15 protein-coding genes are annotated in these 17,979 nt (G+C 71.0%); 7 read left to right on the top strand and 8 right to left on the bottom strand.

Annotation, left to right across the window (positions count from 1 at the left end; genetic code table 11):
- Positions 1 to 52: 52 nt before the first annotated feature.
- The 4 genes from VGD85_RS21805 to VGD85_RS21820 all read right to left on the bottom strand — a co-directional run bounded on the left by VGD85_RS21805 (position 53) and on the right by VGD85_RS21820 (position 4,681).
- Positions 53 to 796: a succinate dehydrogenase/fumarate reductase iron-sulfur subunit gene (locus VGD85_RS21805; protein ID WP_331065533.1), complete on the bottom strand. Its 744-nt coding sequence runs from the start codon at positions 794 to 796 to the stop codon at positions 53 to 55.
- Complete coding sequence (locus tag VGD85_RS21810; RefSeq protein WP_331065534.1) at positions 796 to 2,820, bottom strand: fumarate reductase/succinate dehydrogenase flavoprotein subunit; 2,025 nt, start codon at positions 2,818 to 2,820, stop codon at positions 796 to 798. The genes VGD85_RS21805 and VGD85_RS21810 overlap by 1 nt, the downstream gene beginning before the upstream one ends.
- A gap of 12 nt (positions 2,821 to 2,832) precedes the next feature.
- Positions 2,833 to 3,531: a succinate dehydrogenase cytochrome b subunit gene (locus VGD85_RS21815; protein ID WP_331065535.1), complete on the bottom strand. Its 699-nt coding sequence runs from the start codon at positions 3,529 to 3,531 to the stop codon at positions 2,833 to 2,835.
- A gap of 64 nt (positions 3,532 to 3,595) precedes the next feature.
- On the bottom strand, positions 3,596 to 4,681 hold the full coding sequence (locus VGD85_RS21820) for a glycosyltransferase (RefSeq protein WP_331065536.1): 1,086 nt from the start codon (positions 4,679 to 4,681) through the stop codon (positions 3,596 to 3,598).
- Positions 4,682 to 4,825: 144 nt separating this feature from the next.
- On the opposite strand from VGD85_RS21820, the gene VGD85_RS21825 reads away from it, so the two are divergent.
- The 6 genes from VGD85_RS21825 to VGD85_RS21850 all read left to right on the top strand — a co-directional run bounded on the left by VGD85_RS21825 (position 4,826) and on the right by VGD85_RS21850 (position 12,133).
- Positions 4,826 to 5,080 carry a hypothetical protein gene (locus VGD85_RS21825; protein ID WP_331065537.1) on the top strand — a complete coding sequence of 85 codons (255 nt, stop codon included), beginning with the start codon at positions 4,826 to 4,828 and terminating at the stop codon, positions 5,078 to 5,080.
- A gap of 68 nt (positions 5,081 to 5,148) precedes the next feature.
- Positions 5,149 to 5,847: a hypothetical protein gene (locus VGD85_RS21830; RefSeq protein ID WP_331065538.1), complete on the top strand. Its 699-nt coding sequence runs from the start codon at positions 5,149 to 5,151 to the stop codon at positions 5,845 to 5,847.
- 120 nt (positions 5,848 to 5,967) lie between these two features.
- Positions 5,968 to 7,737: a methylmalonyl-CoA mutase family protein gene (locus tag VGD85_RS21835; RefSeq protein WP_331065539.1), complete on the top strand. Its 1,770-nt coding sequence runs from the start codon at positions 5,968 to 5,970 to the stop codon at positions 7,735 to 7,737.
- A complete protein-coding gene (gene scpA / locus VGD85_RS21840) occupies positions 7,734 to 9,896 on the top strand; it encodes a methylmalonyl-CoA mutase (protein ID WP_331065540.1) in 2,163 nt (720 codons plus the stop codon). Before VGD85_RS21835 ends, scpA begins: the two co-directional genes overlap by 4 nt.
- A complete protein-coding gene (meaB, locus tag VGD85_RS21845; RefSeq protein ID WP_331065541.1) occupies positions 9,896 to 10,870 on the top strand; it encodes a methylmalonyl Co-A mutase-associated GTPase MeaB in 975 nt (324 codons plus the stop codon). Before scpA ends, meaB begins: the two co-directional genes overlap by 1 nt.
- Before the next feature lie 45 nt (positions 10,871 to 10,915).
- Positions 10,916 to 12,133, top strand: a complete 1,218-nt coding sequence (locus VGD85_RS21850) for an amidohydrolase (RefSeq protein WP_331065542.1) — start codon at positions 10,916 to 10,918, stop codon at positions 12,131 to 12,133.
- Here VGD85_RS21850 and VGD85_RS21855 read toward each other — a convergent pair.
- From VGD85_RS21855 to VGD85_RS21870, 4 genes are all read right to left on the bottom strand, one after another.
- Positions 12,118 to 13,401, bottom strand: coding sequence for an ABC transporter permease (locus tag VGD85_RS21855; RefSeq protein WP_331065543.1), 1,284 nt, complete (start codon positions 13,399 to 13,401; stop codon positions 12,118 to 12,120). The genes VGD85_RS21850 and VGD85_RS21855 overlap by 16 nt on opposite strands.
- Positions 13,398 to 14,693, bottom strand: a complete 1,296-nt coding sequence (locus VGD85_RS21860; RefSeq protein WP_331065544.1) for an ABC transporter permease — start codon at positions 14,691 to 14,693, stop codon at positions 13,398 to 13,400. Before VGD85_RS21860 ends, VGD85_RS21855 begins: the two co-directional genes overlap by 4 nt.
- Positions 14,690 to 16,204, bottom strand: a complete 1,515-nt coding sequence (locus tag VGD85_RS21865) for an ABC transporter ATP-binding protein (RefSeq protein WP_331065545.1) — start codon at positions 16,202 to 16,204, stop codon at positions 14,690 to 14,692. Before VGD85_RS21865 ends, VGD85_RS21860 begins: the two co-directional genes overlap by 4 nt.
- A 94-nt stretch (positions 16,205 to 16,298) precedes the next feature.
- Positions 16,299 to 17,420, bottom strand: a complete 1,122-nt coding sequence (locus VGD85_RS21870; RefSeq protein WP_331065546.1) for a BMP family ABC transporter substrate-binding protein — start codon at positions 17,418 to 17,420, stop codon at positions 16,299 to 16,301.
- A 163-nt stretch (positions 17,421 to 17,583) separates the two neighbouring features.
- Here VGD85_RS21870 and VGD85_RS21875 point away from each other — a divergent pair, with 163 nt between their 5' ends.
- Positions 17,584 to 17,967, top strand: a complete 384-nt coding sequence (locus tag VGD85_RS21875; RefSeq protein WP_414690852.1) for a cytidine deaminase — start codon at positions 17,584 to 17,586, stop codon at positions 17,965 to 17,967.
- Positions 17,968 to 17,979 lie beyond the last annotated feature (12 nt).

Here is a 17,979-nt window from a genome sequence, read left to right on the forward strand (position 1 = left end):
CCGACTCGGCCACATTCTCGGGGAAACTGGCGCCGACTCGGCGTGGATCAGGTCAGCGACCGTGGACCAGGGCGGTGCGCAGGTCCTTGTTGAGCTGGGAGATCACGTCCAGCGGGATCTCCTTGGGGCAGGCCGCGGTGCACTCGCCGATGTTGGTGCAACCGCCGAAGCCCTCGTGGTCGTGCTGGGCGACCATGTCGACCACGCGCGAGTAGCGCTCCGGCTGGCCCTGCGGGAGCTCGCCGAGGTGGGTGATCTTCGCGCCGAGGAACAGCGACGCCGACCCGTTCGGGCAGGCCGCGACGCAGGCGCCGCAGCCGATGCAGGCCGCGACGTTGAAGGCGCGCAGCGCCTTGTCCCGCGCCACGGGGGCCGAGTTCGCCTCGGGGGCGGACCCGGTGTTGGCGGAGATGAAGCCACCCGCCTGGATGATCCGGTCGAGCGCACCGCGGTCGACGACCAGGTCCTTGAGCACCGGGAACGCGTCCGCGCGCCACGGCTCGACGACGATCTCGTCACCGTCCTTGAAGGAGCGCATGTGCAGCTGGCAGGTCGTCGTGACCTCCGGGCCGTGGGCCTGCCCGTTGATCATCACGCCGCACATGCCGCAGATGCCCTCGCGACAGTCGGAGTCGAAGGCGACCGGGTCCTCGCCGCGGTCGTTCAGCTGCTCGTTGAGGACATCGAGCATCTCGAGGAACGACATGTCCTCGGAGACCTGGTCGAGCTCGTAGGTCTGCATCGCGCCCGGGGACGCGGCGTCCGGCTGCCGCCAGATCTTCAGGGTCACCTTCATTACTTGTAACTCCGCTGCTTCATCTCGATGGCCGTGTAGAGGAGGTCTTCCTTGTGCAGGACGGGCTGCGCGCCGTCACCGGCGAACTCCCAGGCAGCGACGTAGGCGAACTCGTCGTCGTGGCGAAGTGCCTCGCCGTCCTCGGTCTGGGACTCGGCGCGGAAGTGGCCGCCGCAGGACTCGCGACGGTTGAGCGCGTCGATGCACATGAGCTCACCGAGCTCGAAGAAGTCGGCCACGCGACCGGCCTTCTCCAGGGACTGGTTCAGGCTGTCGGCGGTGCCGAGCACCTTGACGTTGCGCCAGAAGTCCTCGCGCAGGCTGCGGATCAGGTCGATCGCCTTCTTCAGCCCGTCCTCGGTGCGCTCCATCCCGCAGTACTCCCACATGATGTTGCCGAGCTCGCGGTGGTAGGAGTCGACGCTGCGGGTGCCGTTGGTGCTCAGGAACGTGGCGACCCGGTCCTCGACCGACTTCTTCGCCTCGGCGACCGCCGGGTGGTCCTCGCCGATCGCCTCGAACGGCCCGTCGGCGAGATACTCGCGGATCGTGTTCGGCAGCACGAAGTACCCGTCGGCCAGACCCTGCATCAGCGCCGAGGCGCCGAGGCGGTTGGCCCCGTGGTCGGAGAAGTTGGCCTCACCGGTGACGAACAGGCCCGGGATCGTGGCCTGCAGGTCGTAGTCGACCCAGAGCCCGCCCATCGTGTAGTGCACGGCCGGGTAGATCCGCATCGGGACCTGGTAGGGGTTCTCACCCGTGATCCGCTCGTACATGTCGAAGAGGTTGCCGTACTTCTCCCGCACCGCGTCCTCGCCCAGGCGGGCGATCGAGTCCGCGAAGTCGAGGTAGACGCCACGGCGGACGCCGTCGACCTCGGGCCCCACGCCGCGACCCTCGTCGCAGACGTTCTTGGCGCCGCGCGAGGCGATGTCGCGGGGGACCAGGTTGCCGAACGAGGGATAGATCCGCTCCAGGTAGTAGTCGCGGTCCTCCTCGGGGATCTGGCGCGGGTCCTTGTCGCAGTCGGCCTTGTTCTTCGGCACCCAGATCCGGCCGTCGTTGCGCAGCGACTCCGACATCAGCGTCAGCTTCGACTGGTGCGAGCCCGAGACCGGGATGCAGGTCGGGTGGATCTGCGTGTAGCACGGGTTGGCGAAGTAGGCGCCCTTGCGGTGCGCGCGCCACGTGGCGGTGACGTTGGAGCCCATCGCGTTCGTCGAGAGGTAGAAGACGTTGCCGTAGCCACCGCTGGCGAGCACGACCACGTCGGCGAGGTGGGTCTCGATCTCGCCCGTCACCATGTTGCGGGCGATGATGCCGCGGGCTCGGCCGTCGGCGACGATCAGCTCGAGCATCTCGTGGCGGGTGTACTCCGTCACCGTGCCCGCCGCGACCTGGCGCTCCATCGCCTGGTAGGCGCCGATCAGCAGCTGCTGGCCGGTCTGGCCGCGGGCGTAGAACGTGCGGGAGACCTGCACGCCGCCGAACGAGCGGTTGTCGAGGAGGCCGCCGTACTCGCGCGCGAACGGGACGCCCTGCGCGACGCACTGGTCGATGATGTTGGCGCTGACCTCGGCCAGGCGGTAGACGTTCGACTCCCGGGAGCGGTAGTCGCCGCCCTTGACCGTGTCGTAGAAGAGGCGGTGGACCGAGTCGCCGTCCTCCTTGTAGTTCTTCGCCGCGTTGATGCCGCCCTGGGCCGCGATGGAGTGCGCGCGCCGCGGGGAGTCCTGGTAGCAGAACGACTTCACGTTGTAGCCGGCCTCGCCGAGCGTGGCCGCGGCGGCGCCGCCGGCCAGGCCGGTGCCGACGATGATGATCGACAGCTTGCGCCGGTTGGCCGGGTTGACCAGACGGTTGTCGAACTTGCGGTTGGTCCAGCGGTCCTTGATCGGGCCGGTCGGGGTCCGCGGGTCGACCAGCGGCTCACCGGCCGTGTAGTAGCCACGGGCGTCGTCGGACACCTGCACCGACGGCTGGTTCGTCGGGGTGCTGTGGGAGGGGTCGAGGGTGGATGCCATGAACACGACTCCTTAGTCGATGACGCCGAAGAGGACGAACAGGGGCACCAGAGAGAAGCCGCCTGCGATGACGATCGCGACCACCCAGCCGGCGATCTTGGCGCGGGTCCGCGCCGCCGCGGTGCTGGTCCAGCCGAGCGTCTGCAGCGAGCTCCACGTGCCGTGGTGCAGGTGCAGGCCGAGCGCGGCCATCGCGACCAGGTAGAGGATCGTCATCCACCACTCCTGGAAGGAGTCGACCACCAGGTTGTACGGGTCGTTGGTCGCGCCGCCGGCCGGGTTGATCTTCACGATCGTGAAGTGGAGCAGGTGCCACACGACGAACAGCAGGAGCGTGATGCCGCCCCAGCGCATGGTGCGCGAGGAGAAGCTCGAGCCGCGGTTCTTCTTGGCGACGTACTTGCTCCGGCGTGCGGTCCCGGCCCGGTGCCAGAGCGCCAGCGCGCTGTACACGTGCGCCACGAGCGCCACGATCAGCCCGAGGCGGAGGATCCACAGCAGGCCCTCGCGCGGCAGGATCGGCTCGCCGAAGGTGCGCAGGTGCTCGGCGTACTCGTTGTACGTGTCATGGCCGCCGAAGGCCTTGAGGTTGCCGTACATGTGCACGAGCACGAAGGCGATGAACAGGAGGCCGCTCACGGCCATGAGAATCTTCAGGGCGATCGTCGAGCGCGATGCTCGAGCCCCCTTGACCAAGGTCGTCGTTGCCACGTTGCGACACGCTACCGGTCATACTCACCGGTAGCCTTCACGAGGTGTGTGACATAGGCCCGAGTTACCTCGAAGTCAGGACCTTTGACCTCGACAACGGGTCGGTCAGCGGTTCTGCCACCGGGACGTAGTGCCGGGTCACCAGCTCGTCGACGGCGATGTCCCAGCTGCGCGTCGCCAGCTCCCGCGCCCGCACGCCGAGCAGCGCCCGGTGCCGGTCGCCGGCGACCGCGGCGACGGCGGCGGTCAGCCCGTTCTCGTCGGTGGGGTCGTAGAGCAGTCCGGTCTCGAGGCTGCGCACCACGTCCGGGGCCCCGCCGGCGCGCGGCGCCACGACCGGTACGCCGGAGGCGGCCGCCTCGCGCAGCGCGTGACAGCAGGTCTCGTGCTCGCCGGGATGCACCAGGACGTCCAGGCTCGGCAGCACCGACGTCAGGTCGCCGGTGCCGAGCTCGCCGGTGAACTTCGCGCCGGGCAGCCGCGCCTCGAGCCAGGCGCGCTGCGGGCCGTCGCCGACGATCACGGGCCGGATGCCGGGCACCCGGGCGAGCGCGGCGAGCCGGCGTACGTCGTGGCGCTTGCGGAGGCTGCCGACGTAGCCGACGACGACCAGCGGACCCGAGCGCGAGCGGGTCCGCGCCCACCGGTCGTGCAGCCACCGGTCGCGCAGCGCCGGGGTGAACGCGGCCGTGTCGGTGCCGGGCACCCACAGGTGCGCCTCGACGCCGAACTCGGCGACCCGGCCGAGCATCCAGCGCGACGTCACCAGCACCCGCTCGCTGCGCTCGGCCACCCGGGTGCGCCAGTAGTCGGCGGTGACGTCGAGCAGCGCGGACTGCTCGACGACGAGCGCCGGGATGCCGAGCCGGCGCGCGTGCTTGAGCGCCTTGCGCCCGACGGCGGCGGGAGAGGTCACGTGCACCAGGTCGGGTCCGAACCGCTCCAGGGCCGCGCGGACCTGCGCACCCGGTCGCTCCAGCGGCCGGATCCGGGCCACCTCGCTCCCGCCGTACGACGCGAGGCCGGGGCCCGGGGCGACCACGAGCACCTCGTGGCCGGCGCGCACCAACCGGTCGGCGACGGCCTTGACGGTGGTGGTCGTGCCGTCCACCGCGGGGAAGAACGTCTCGGTCACCAGGGCGATCCGCATGGCCTCACGGTGACCCGGCGGGGTGTCGCACACGCTGCGTCTGAGTGGATGTCGCGTGAACCACCGGGACGTGCCACGCTGCCGGCGCACACTGCCGGTTCGCACTGGCGGGGGGATGTCGGCGGCCGGTGCTTGGCTGGTCTCGTGACGGAGCCGGAGGTGGTCATGACGGTCGACGAGGCCGGGCGCAGCCACCTGAGCATCACCGCCTCCGGGCCGGAGCTGGCGCGGTTCCACGCGCTGCTGCGCGAGGAGGCGGCCAAGCTCGCGGCACTCGGCGACCGCAGCCCGCTGCCCCAGCGGATGGCCCGGGCGCTCGGCGTGATCGCCGACCGGCAGGCCGCGCTCGACCGCTCCGCGGCGTCCCAGCCGAGCTGGTGGCAGATCCTCGAGGGTTGAGCAGAAGGTCCCCACGGTGCGGGCCCTGCGCCCGATGCCGCCACGCGTGCGCGGAGTGATGATGGAGCATGAGGGCAACTTCCGGTGTGCGCACGCAGATCGTGCGCCTGACGATCGGCTCGTTCTCGGTCGCCGCGCTGCTCGGTGTCGTCGCGCTGCTCAGCGGCGGCGCGTTCGGGCGCACCGAGGGTCGTGTGCTGCTCACGACGCTGCTGGTGGGCATCGCCAGCGTCGCGGTGCTCTGCTATCTCGCCACGGCCGGTACGCCGGCCCAGGCGGTCGGCGTCGCCGGGGGCGTGGTGATCGTGGTCCCGGTCGTGACCGCGCTCGTGCAGATCTGGTCCGACCTCGGGCCGGACGCCTCCGACCTGGTCGGGCGCACGTTCGGTGTCGGGACCGTCGTGGCGGCGACACTGGCCCAGGCCAGCCTGTTGCTCGCGCTCGGTGGCCGCGCGCGCCCGGGCGTCCGCGCGCTGCTGGGCGCGACGCTGGCGATGGCCGCGGTCCTGGCGGTCGCCCTGTCGGTGATCATCGCCGCCCAGGACGACCCACCGTCGGTCGTGCTCCGCGGCCTGGGCGTGGTCGCGATCCTCGACGTGCTGGGCACGGTCGTGGTCTCGGCGTTGAGCCGCTTCGGTCCGCACCCGGGCGCCGCGTCGGTGGCGGTGCCCGCCGATCTCGTCGCGCGGGTCGACGCGCACCGGGGCACGCGGTCGCGCGAGGACGTCGTGCGGGAGGCGATCGAGGGCTGGTTGGGAGGTCGCTGAGCCGGGGCGACGGGCGGGACCGACCTTCGGCCCGCGGGTGCGGGACCTAGGTCGTGACCTGCTCTCGAAAACGTCACATGGCGTGGCAACCCGATGTACGCGCCGCCTATCGTTCGGATCATGAGTGTCGAAGGCGGTGTCGCAGGCGGGCTCGACGAGCCCGCGCAGCTCGAACCAGAACCGGGGTCGCTCGACCTCGCGTCCCCGGAGGACGACTGGACGCTCGCCGACTGGGAGAAGGGCGCCGCGGCGGTCCTGCGCAAGGCGCGCCGACTCGGCGACGACGACGCCGACGACCTCGTCTGGGCGAAGCTGACGCGCACCACGCTCGACGGCATCGGCGTCACTCCGCTCGGCACCCGCGCCCTGCTCGACGAGGTGCAGACCGCCGGCCGGCCGGCGCGACAGGGCGACTGGGACGTCCGCGCGCAGGTCGACGGCGCCGACCCGAAGCTCGCCAACGAGGAGCTCCTCGCCGACCTCGAAGGCGGCGTCACGTCGCTGTGGCTGCGCGGCGGCGCCGAGCTCGGCACGCTCCTGGAGGGCGTGCAGCTGGACCTCGCACCGGTCGTGCTCGACGGCGTCGAGCCCACGGCCTTCCTCGCGTACGCCGAGGGTCGCCAGCTGCACCCGGGCACCAACCTGGGCGTCCCGGCCGCCGAGGCCACCGCCGAGCTGGCGGGCACCGCACTCGATCGCGGCGTCCTCGGCTTCGTCGTGGACGCGACGTCGGTCCACGACCGCGGCGCCTCGGACGTCCAGGAGCTCGGGTGGTCGCTGGCCGCGGGCGCGGCGTACCTGCGCGCGCTCACCGACGCCGGCATCACCGTCGCGGACGCGGCCCGCCTCGTCGAGTTCCGCTATGCCGCCACCGACGAGCAGTTCCTCACGATCGCCAAGCTCCGCGCGGCCCGCCGGCTGTGGGCCCGGGTGCTCGAGCTCAGCGGCTCCGCCGACGTCCCGCAGCGCCAGCACGTGGTCACCAGCCGCCCGATGATGACGCGCTACGACCCCTACGTGAACATGCTGCGGACCACGGTGGCCGCCTTCGCCGCCGGCGTCGGCGGCGCCGACGCCGTCACGGTGCTGCCCTTCGACAGCCCGCTGGGTCGTCCCGAGCAGTTCGGCCGCCGGATCGCGCGCAACACCTCCCACCTGCTCATCGACGAGGCGCACGTCGCGCACGTCGCGGACCCCGCCGGGGGCGCCTACGCCGTCGAGAAGCTGACCGACGACCTCGCGCTCGCCGCCTGGGACCTGTTCGGCCGGCTCGACGACGGGCCCGACAGCGACCGGGTGCTGGACGAGGCGATCGCCGAGACGGTCGCGAAGCGGGAGGCCGAGATCGCGCGGCGCAAGCGCCCGATCACCGGGCTCAGCGAGTTCCCGAACGCCGCCGAGGTGCTGCCCGAGCGGGCGGCGTACGACGGCTGGGCGGGCGTGCGTGCCTACGGCGCCGCGTTCGAGGCGCTGCGCGACGACCCGGCGCCCGCGCCGGTGTTCCTCGCCACGCTGGGCACGATCGCCACCCACACCGCGCGGGCGACCTTCGCGACGAACCTGTTCGCCGCGGGTGGCATCGCGGTCGAGGTCGCCGGTCCCACCGCCGATCCCGGCGAGGTGGTCGCGGCCTACTCCGGCCAGCGCGTCGTCTGCCTGGCCGGGGCCGACCCGACGTACGCCGAGTGGGGCGCCGAGGCCGCCACCGCACTGCGCGAGGCCGGTGCCCAGCACGTGATCATCGCCGGCAAGCCCACCGCGCTGGCCGACGCCGCGAGCGTCGACGACGCCTGCGCGCTCGGGGTCGACGCCTTGGACTTCCTGACCCGGACGAGGCTTGTCCTGAGTTCGCGAGGTACGAGCGTTATCGAAGGGGAGAAGCTGTCGTGACCGTCCCGAAGACCTTCCGCGGGCTGCCGCTGACCGGTGGCGCCGCGGGCGCCGCCGACGAGGGGAGCGGCCGCACCTGGCTGGCGCCCGAGGGCATCGAGATCAAGGGCCTCTACACCCCGGCCGACGTCGACGGCCTCGACGCGCTGGACACGCTGCCGGGCCTGAGCCCGTTCCTGCGTGGCCCCTACCCGACGATGTACACGACCCAGCCGTGGACGATCCGGCAGTACGCCGGGTTCTCGACCGCGGAGGAGTCCAACGCGTTCTACCGCCGCAACCTCGCGGCCGGGCAGAAGGGCCTCAGCGTCGCGTTCGACCTCGCCACCCACCGCGGCTACGACTCCGACCACCCGCGGGTGCGCGGCGACGTCGGCATGGCCGGGGTGGCGATCGACTCGATCTACGACGCCCGCACGCTGTTCGACGGGATCCCGCTGGACGCGATGTCGGTCTCGATGACGATGAACGGCGCGGTGCTGCCGATCATGGCGATGTACATCGCGGCGGCCGAGGAGCAGGGGGTGAAGCCGGAACAGCTCGCGGGGACCATCCAGAACGACATCCTCAAGGAGTTCATGGTCCGCAACACCTACATCTACCCGCCGGCCCCGAGCATGCGGATCATCAGCGACATCTTCCAGTACACCGCCGAGCGGATGCCGCGCTTCAACTCGATCTCGATCTCCGGCTACCACATGCAGGAGGCCGGGGCGACCAACGACCTCGAGCTCGCCTACACCCTCGCCGACGGCGTCGAGTACATCCGCGCCGGCCTCGAGGCCGGGCTGGACATCGACCGGTTCGCCCCGCGGCTGTCGTTCTTCTGGGCGATCGGCATGAACTTCTTCATGGAGGTCGCCAAGATGCGCGCGGCCCGCGCCCTGTGGGCCCGGCTCGTGCGCCAGTTCGACCCGAAGAACCCCAAGTCGCTCAGCCTGCGCACCCACAGCCAGACCTCGGGCTGGTCGCTGACCGCCCAGGACGTGTTCAACAACGTGGGCCGCACCTGCATCGAGGCGATGGCCGCGACCCAGGGGCACACCCAGTCGCTGCACACCAACGCGCTCGACGAGGCGATCGCGCTGCCCACGGACTTCTCGGCCCGCATCGCGCGCAACACCCAGCTGCTGTTGCAGCAGGAGAGCGGCACCACGGGCACCATCGACCCCTGGGCGGGCTCCTACTACGTCGAGCGGCTGACCCACGACCTCGCCGAGCGGGCGTGGGCGCACATCCTCGAGGCCGAGCAGGCCGGCGGCATGGCCGCCGCGATCGAGCAGGGCATCCCGAAGATGCGCATCGAGGAGGCCGCGGCCCGCACCCAGGCGCGCATCGACTCCGGAGCCCAGAAGGTCATCGGCGTCAACACCTACCGGCTGGCCGCCGAGGACAAGCTCGACGTGCTCAAGGTCGACAACGACGACGTCTACCGCCAGCAGATCGCCAAGCTCGAGCGGCTGCGCGCCGAGCGCGACGACCACGAGGTCGAGCGCACCCTCGAGGCGCTCACGAACGCCGCGGAGCGCGGCAAGTCGAGCACCCTCGACGGCAACCTGCTCGCGCTCGCCGTCGACGCCGCGCGGGCCAAGGCCACGGTGGGGGAGATCTCCGCCGCGCTGGAGAAGGTCTACGGCCGCCACCAGGCGGTGATCCGTACGATCAGCGGCGTGTTCAGGGACGAGTCCGCCGAGGCCGGCAGCGCGCTGGTGCAGCAGGTCATCGACGCCACCGAGGAGTTCGAGGAGGCCGAGGGCCGCCGGCCGCGCATCCTGATCGCGAAGATGGGCCAGGACGGCCACGACCGCGGCCAGAAGGTCGTGGTCAGCGCGTTCGCGGACATGGGCTTCGACGTCGACGTGGGGCCGCTGTTCTCCACGCCGGAGGAGGTCGCGCAGCAGGCGGTGGACGCCGACGTGCACATCGTCGGGGTCTCCTCGCTCGCGGCGGGCCACCTCACGCTGCTGCCCGCGCTCAAGCAGGCGCTGGCCGACCAGGGCCGACCCGACATCATGATCGTGATCGGTGGCGTGATCCCGCCCGACGACGTACCCACGCTCCTCGAGATGGGTGCCGCCGCGGTGTTCCTGCCCGGCACGGTCATCGCGGAGTCCGCGCTCGACCTGCTGGCCCGGCTGCGCGAGCAGCTCGGCCACTGATGCCGGACGTCCCGGGCCTCGTCGAGGGCATCCGCGGCGGCAGGCGCGCCGCGGTGTCCCAGGCGATCACCCTGGTCGAGTCGACGCGGCCACAGCACCGGGCGCAGGCGCGCGAGCTGCTCACCGAGCTCGCCGCCGGCGCCGGCGCCGCCGTGCGCGTCGGGATCTCCGGCGTCCCCGGCGTCGGGAAGTCGACGTTCATCGAGGCGCTGGGCACCCGGCTGACCGACAGCGGCCACCGGGTCGGCGTGCTCGCCGTCGACCCGAGCTCGGTGCGCACCGGAGGGTCGGTGCTGGGCGACAAGACCCGGATGGCGCGCCTGTCGCAGGATCCGCGCGCGTTCATCCGGCCGTCCCCGTCCGCGGGCACCCTCGGCGGCGTGGCCCGCGCGACCGTGCAGGCGATGGCGGTGCTCGAGGGCGCCGGGTACGACGTGATCCTGGTCGAGACCGTCGGCGTCGGCCAGTCCGAGGTGACGGTCGCGGGCATGGTCGACACGTTCTTGTTCCTCACCCTGGCCCGCACCGGCGACCAGCTCCAGGGGATCAAGAAGGGGATCTTGGAGATCGCCGACGTGATCGCGGTCAACAAGGCCGACGGCGACCGGCAGCAGGAGGCCCGGGTGGCGGCCCGTGACCTCGCCGGCGCGCTCCGGCTGGTGCGCGGGCACGACGAGTGGGCGCCGCCCGTCGTCACCTGCTCCGCGCTCGACGACGTCGGCGTCGCGGACGTGTGGGACCGGGTGCTCTCGCACCGCGACCACCTCGGCGAGGCCGGTCTGGCGCGCAAGCGCGCCCACCAGCAGCTCGACTTCACCTGGGCGTTGGTCCGCGACGAGCTCGAGCAGCGGCTGCGGCACTCGCCGGGGGTCAAGGCGATCCGGGCGGAGGTCCGCGACGCGGTGCTCGCGGGCGACCTGCCCGCGACCGTGGCGGCCGACCGGATCCTCGCGGCGTTCGACGACGGGCGCTGACGTCCGGCGAGCGCGGTGAACCCGTGGTGAACTAACCTCGACCTGATGCCCGAGCCGCCGTTCCCACAGTCACCCACCGACACGCTGGTCGAGTCCGTCGTCGACGGTGCCGCCGAGGAGCTCATCCGGCTGCGCCGCGACCTGCACGCCCACCCGGAGCTGTCCTGGCGGGAGCTGCGGACCACGGCGCTGGTGAGCGCGCGGCTGCGTCGGACCGGCTGGCGGGTCAGCGAGCTGCCGCGCAGCGGCCTGGTCGCCGAGATCGGCGACCACGGTCCGGTGGTCGCCCTGCGAGCGGACCTCGACGCCCTCCCGGTGCCGGACCTCACCGACGACCCCTGGGCGAGCACGGTCGAGGGGGTCGCCCACGCCTGCGGCCACGACGTCCACACGTCCGCGCTGGTGGGCGCCGCGGTCGCGATCGCGTCGGTGCACGAGCGCGGGCTGCTCCCCGGCCGGGTGCGGCTGCTGTTCCAGCCGGCCGAGGAGGTGATGCCGGGGGGAGCGCTGTCGCTGATCGAGCTCGGGGCCCTCGACGGCGTCGAGCAGCTCTTCGGCCTGCACTGCGACCCGACGCTCGACGTCGGCCGCGTGGGGCTGCGCGAGGGGCCGATCACCGGGGCCGCCGACCACGTCGAGGTGACGCTCACCGGATCCGGTGGCCACACCTCGCGGCCGCACCTGACCGAGGACCTGACCTACGCGCTCGGCAAGGTCGTCACCGAGCTGCCGTCGATCCTCTCGCGGCGCCTGGACCCGCGCGCCGGCGTGAGCGTCGTCTGGGGGATCGTGCGCGCCGGCTCGGCGCACAACGTCATCCCCGCGACCGGCAAGGTCGGGGGGACCGTGCGCATGCTCGACGCGATCGCCTGGTCCGAGGCGGAGAAGCTGGTGCCGGTCCTGGTCGAGCAGATCGTCGCGCCGTACGGCGTCACCGCGCAGGTCGACTACCAGCGCGGCGTGCCCCCGGTGGTCAACGACGTGGAGTCGATCGTGATCCTCGGCCAGGCCGTCGAGCGGATGCTCGGGCCCGCCGGGCACGTGCCCACCCAGCAGAGCCTCGGCGGCGAGGACTTCGGCTGGTACCTCGACCGCGTGCCCGGCGCGATGGGCCGACTCGGCACCCGCACGCCCGACGGCCCGACCTACGACCTGCACCAGGGCAACCTGCGGGTGGACGACCGCGCCGTCGCCATGGGCGCCAAGGTGCTGGCGAGCGCGGCGATCGCCGCGCTCGCCCCCGAGGGTCAGCCCTTGATGTAAGGCACGCCGTCCGCTGCCGGCGCCCGCGACTTCCCGACGAGCCCGGCCACGGCGAAGATCGTCACGACGTAGGGCAGCATCAGCATGAACTGGCTCGGTACCGGAGAGCCGATGACCGACAGCACGCCCTGCAGGTTCGAGGCGAACCCGAACAGCAGCGCGGCCAGCGTGGCGCGGATCGGGTCCCACTTCCCGAAGATCACGGCCGCGAGCGCGATGTAGCCCGCGCCGCCGGTCATCTCACGGTTGAACTGGGGCACCGAGACCAGGGTGTAGAACGCACCACCCATGCCGGCGATCGCTCCCGCGAGGATGATCGTGCGGTAGCGGGTGCGGTTGACCTTGATGCCGACCGTGTCGGCCGCGGTCGGGTGCTCGCCGACGGCGCGGACCCGCAGGCCCCACCGGGTGCGGTACAGCGCCCAGGTCACCAGCGCCACGACGACGTACAGGATGTAGACGACGACGGTCTGGCGGAACAGGATCGGGCCGATCAGCGGGATGCCACCGAGCACCGGGATGTCGATCTTGTCGAAGCGCGGCGGGTTGTTGAGCGACTCGGCGTTGGGAGCCAGGACCTGGCTGAACATGAAGCTCGTCAGGCCGATGATCAGCACGTTGAGCACCACGCCGACGATGACCTGGTCGACGAAGTAGCTGATCGCGAACAGGCCCAGCAGCAGTGCGACCAGCATGCCGGCCCCCATCGCGGCCAGCAGACCGAACCACGTGGTGCCGGTCATCGAGCCGACGACCGCCGCCGCGAACGCGCCCGCGAGCAGCTGCCCGTCAATCGCGATGTTGACGACGCCCGAGCGCTCGCCGAGCACGCCGCCGAGGGCGCCGAACACCAGGGGCACGGCGAGTGCGAGCGACCCCGCGAGCAGCCCGATGACGGGGATCGTCGCGCCGGCGGCGGCCCAGGTGAGGAAGCCGATCATCCAGCCGACCGCGAAGACCACCACCAGCCACAACGGCGTACGACGCTCCTTGAGCAGCAGGCTCGCGGAGGCGGCGGTGCACAGCGCGCAGAGCACCACGAGCAGCCACGCCGTCGGGGCCGCCGGCACCGTCACGGTCGGCAGCTCGGCCCAGTCATCGGGCGTGGCCAGACGGAACGTGGTGTCGTCGGAGACGCCTGCGAGCAGCAGGATCAGGGCCAGACCGACGGTCGCGAGGGCGAAGATGACCGTCGTCTTGCGCTCGACGACCGTCGTGACACCCGCGATCGGGGTCTCCTGGATGGGCATGCTGACGTCGGTGCTCACTTCGCCTCCTTGGCGGGCAGCCGGAAGATCGCCTGGATCAGCGGCGGAGCCGCGATGAACAACACGATCAACGACTGCACGACCAGCACGATGTCGACCGGGATGTTCTGGGAGGCCTGCATGGCGAAGCCACCGGCCTTGAAGGCGCCGAAGAGCAGTCCGGCACCGAGGATGCCCAGCGGACGGGACCGGCCCAGCAGCGCCACGGTGATCGCGTCGAAGCCGATGCCGGCGTCGAGGTCGACACCGATGCCGCTGGTGACCGTGCCGAGCACCTGGTTCGCGCCGGCCAGGCCGACCAGCGCTCCCGCGATCAGCATCACGGTGGTGTAGGTGCGTCCGACGTTGATGCCGGCGGCGCGAGCCGCGTCGGGGTTCAGCCCGACCGCCCGGATCCGGAAGCCGAGCGCCGAGCGGTTCAGGATCCACCACACGACCGCCACCGCGATGAGCGCGAGGAGGAACCCGAGGTGGAGGTTGTACCGGTCACCGAGGAGCTTCGGCATGACCGCCGAGTCCTTCATCGGCAGCGACTTGGGGTTCAACGAGCCCGGGGCCTGCAGCAGGCTCTGCTCCGAGAGCGCGTAGAACAGCAGGTAGAACGCGACGTAGTTGAGCATGATCGTCAAGATCACCTCGTGGGCGCCGGTGCGGGCCTTGAGGAACCCCGCCAGGCCGCCCCACACGGCACCGGCCGCCATGCCGACCACGATCGCCAGGGGCAGGTGCACGATCGCCGGCAGGTCGAACTGGTAGCCCACCCAGCCGGCCGCACCTCCGGCCATCAGCATCTGGCCGCGGCCACCGATGTTGAACATCGCCGCCCGGAACGCCAGGCCGACGCCCAGGCCGGCCGCGATCAGCGGAGCGGCGAACTTGCAGGTCTCGGTCAGGGGCCGGATGTTCGTCTCGAAGTCCGTGCCGTTGGTGTTCCAGACCGAGCCGCGGAACAGCGCCGTGTAGGCGCCCCAGATCGCGTCCCACGAGGCGGAGAAGAAGTCGCCGGGGGCGGCGAAGAAGTACTTCGACGCGTCCCGGACGGACTCGTCCGTGGCCGCGATCAGCAGCGAGCCGAACACGACCGCGAGGAAGACCGAGAGCACGGCGGTGGTGGTGCGTCCGGAGGCGATCTCGCGGAGGACGTCGTTCCAGCGGTGGGCGTCGCGGTGTCCGGGCTCGGCGGACCCGGCTGGCCCGGCGTCCGCGGTCCGCGTGGTCCCGGACTCGGTGCCGGGCTCGGTCCCGGGCTCGGTCCCGGGCTCGGTGCCGGACCCGTTGTCTGGCGTGCTCATGCGACTGCCCCTTCCGGACGCTCGCCGGTCATCATCAGGCCGAGCACCTCACGGGGGGTGTCGCTGGGGACGACGCCCACGACGCGACCTCGGTAGAGGACCATGATCCGGTCCGCGAGGGCGACGACCTCGTCGAGCTCCGAGGAGACGACGAGCACGGGGACGCCGGCATCCCGGCCGGCCACGATCTGCTTGTGGATGAACTCGATCGACCCGACGTCGACGCCGCGGGTCGGTTGCGCGGCGACCAGCAGGCGCAGGTCGCGCGAGAGCTCGCGGGCGACCACGAGCTTCTGCTGGTTGCCGCCGGACAGCTGGCTGGCCAACGTGCTGATGCCCGGGGCACGCACGTCGTACTCCCTGAGCTTCTCGTCGGCGAACTCGTGGAGCTCGTCGAGGCGCAGGGATCCGTGGCGGACGAACGGCTCGCTGTGGCTGCGGTTGAGCATCATGTTCTCGGCGATCGTGAAGCCGCCGACCAGGCCGTCGGTCGTGCGGTCCTCGGGGATGAACCCGACGCCCGCCTCGAGGATCTGGCGCACCGAGCGGCCGACCAGCTCCGTGCCGTCGAGCCGGATGGACCCCCGCACGTGGTTCTGCAGGCCCAGCAGGGCCTCGGTGAGCTCGGTCTGGCCGTTGCCCTGGACACCGGCGACCGCGAGGATCTCGCCGCGGCGGATCGAGAAGCTGACGTCGTCGACATGGATCCGACCGAGGTCGTCGTGGACGGTGAGGCCCTCGACGACGAGCGCGTCGTCACCGAGCTTGGCCTCGCCCTTCTGGACCGTCAGCTCCACCGGGCGGCCGACCATCATGGCCGCCAGCTCCGCGTTGGTGGCGTTGGGGTCGGCCTCGCCGACCACCTTGCCCAACCGGATCACGGTGATCTTGTCGGCGACCTCGCGCACCTCGCGCAGCTTGTGGGTGATGAAGACGATCGCCTTCCCCGCGGCCTTGAGCTGACGCATGATCTCCATCAGCTCGTCGGTCTCCTGCGGGGTCAGCACCGCGGTCGGCTCGTCGAAGATGAGGACCTCGGCGTCGCGGGAGAGGGCCTTGATGATCTCGACGCGCTGCTGCACGCCGACCGGGATGTCCTCGACGATCGCGTCGGGGTTGACGTCGAAGCCGAAGCGCTCGGAGATCTCCCGGACCCGGTCCTTGGCGGCCTGGGTGTCGAGGGAGCCGGCGAAGCCGGTGGTCTCGTTGCCGAGCATGACGTTCTCGGCGACGGTGAAGACCGGGATGAGCATGAAGTGCTGGTGCACCATCCCGATGCCGGCGGCCATCGCGTCGCCGGGCCCGGTGAAGTGCTGGACGACGCCGTCGAGCTCGATCTCGCCCTCGTCGGCCTGGTAGAGGCCGTAGAGGACGTTCATCAGTGTCGACTTGCCGGCGCCGTTCTCACCGAGGAGGCAGTGGATCTCCCCCGACTCGACGGTGAGGGAGATCCGGTCGTTGGCGACCAGGGTCCCGAAGCGTTTGGTGATGCCACGAAGGACGAGCTGCATGGTTGGCGATCCTAGGTTTCGACGGGGCCACAAGCACGAGGGAGGCCGGGACGAGCCCGGCCTCCCCTGTGCTTGAGCTGGCTACGAGCCGGGACTACTTCAGGTAGGAGTCCACCTTGATGGAACCGTCGATGATGCCCGCCTTCACGTCGTCGAGCTCACCGGCGAGGCTGTCGGACACCTTGCTCTCGAAGTTGTGGAACGGCGCGATGCCGACACCGTCGTTCTCGAGCGTGCCGATGTACGGCGAGAAGTCGAAGTCGCCGCCCTGGCTGGCCGACATGAGCGCCTCGTAGGTCGAGATCTTCATGTTCTTCAGGATCGAGGTCAACACCACGTCCTGGGTGTTCGGGTCGGTCTCGAAGAAGTCGGCGTCCACACCGATCATCGCGACGTCCTTGCCCGTGGACTGGATCGCGGTGAGCGCGCCCTGGTAGATCGGGCCACCGACCGGCAGGATCACGTCGACGTCCTGGTCGAGCAGCTGGGTCGCGGTGTTCGTGGCCTTCTCGTTGGCCTCGAAGCCGCCGGTGAACACGCCCTTGTCGCCACCCTCGTAGCCGACGACCTTGACGTCCTTGCCCTTCTCCTTGGAGTAGTACTCGGCGCCCTGCTTGAAACCGTCCATGAAGATCGTCACGGTCGGGTACGGCTGACCGCCGTAGGTGCCGATCACACCGGTCTTGGTGTAGTCGGCGGCGGCGTAGCCGGCGAGGAACGCGGCCTGGGCGGTGTCGTAGAGCAGCGGCTTGACGTTCTCGACGTCCTTCTCGCCGTTGAAGTCGTTGTCGGCCGCGTCGTCGATGAGGATGTAGATGATGTCCGGGTTCGCCTTCGCGGACTCGACGGTCGCGGCGGAGAGCGCGAAGCCGACGGTCACGATGGCGTCGCAGCCCTCGGCGACCAGGCTCTCCAGGTTCGGCGCGTAGTCGTTCTCGCTGTTGGACTCGACGGACTTCAGCTCCACACCGAGCTCATCGGCGGCCTGCTTGGCGCCTTCGAAGCTGAGCTGGTTGAACGACTTGTCGTCGAAGCCGCCCGCGTCAGAGACGATGCAGGGCAGGAAGTCCGGCGCCTCGGCCGACTCGCTGGTGTCCGTGCCGGTGGTCGGCTCGTTGCCCGCCTTCTCCTCCGGCTCGGAGCCACACGCCGTCAGGATCGAAGCCGCGAGGAGCGCGGCGACGCTGCCGCTGACAGCCTTCCTCAAGTTGTTCACTACTGCCTCCAGTCATGGCCTCGACGGGTGCGAGGCAACGGCGTCACGCTACCGAAGACGACGCGTCGTGTCGGGTGAAACTACCCAACGGTTACCATGTTGGGATGTTGGTCCCATCACCCCGTGCCGGAGGTCCTTCGTCTTGAGTACGGGCGCCGAATCCGTGGACTGGGACCACCTCCGGGAGGCTGCCGGGGAGGCGATGGAGAAGGCCTACGCGCCGTACTCCCGCTACCGGGTCGGGGCCGCGGCGCTGGCCGAGGACGGCCGGGTGCTCGCGGGCTGCAACGTCGAGAACGCGGCGTACGGCGTCACGCTGTGCGCCGAGTGCGGACTGGTCTCCCAGCTGCACCTCACCGGAGGCGGCAAGCTGACGCACTTCGTGTGCGTCAACGGCGACCGCGAGGTGATCATGCCGTGCGGCCGGTGCCGCCAGCTGCTGTCCGAGAACGGCCGGCGCGACCTGCAGCTGCTGACCCCCGAGGGCCTGCGCAGCATCGACGAGGTGCTGCCCCAGGCCTTCGGCCCGGCCGACCTGGAGTCCTGAGCCGGCCGGAGC

The sequence above is a fragment of the Nocardioides sp. genome (assembly GCF_036401255.1).
Classification (GTDB): domain Bacteria; phylum Actinomycetota; class Actinomycetes; order Propionibacteriales; family Nocardioidaceae; genus Nocardioides.